The following is a 308-nucleotide window of genomic DNA, read 5'->3' on the forward strand; positions in this document are numbered from 1 at the left end:
CATAGAGGGAGCATTAGAAAATTTTGCCTCAGCTATAGTCTCAAGCCGCACGACCCATCATATCACGATGCTATTGGAACAATCACAACAATCCACCGAGGAGATGAAGGCTCAGGAAGAAGAAATGCGTCAAAACATGGAAGAGTTGCGATCCACACAGGAGGCAATGGAACGACAGTCTAATGAGGTTGAGCGGATAAAGCAAGATCTGGAAATGCGGGGAAGTGTTTTTGACCGTACAACTATTCTATCAGAAGCCGATCCTTACGGAACTATTACATATGTTAATAATAAGCTTTGCGAAGTTG

General features: G+C 43.5%; 1 pseudogene. It reads left to right on the forward strand.

What is annotated here, in order from left to right:
* Positions 1-308 (forward strand): annotated as a pseudogene (locus JMN32_RS05115) (hypothetical protein); the annotation flags it as partial.

Source organism: Fulvivirga marina, assembly GCF_016775155.1.
Taxonomy (GTDB): Bacteria; Bacteroidota; Bacteroidia; order Cytophagales; family Cyclobacteriaceae; genus Fulvivirga; species Fulvivirga marina.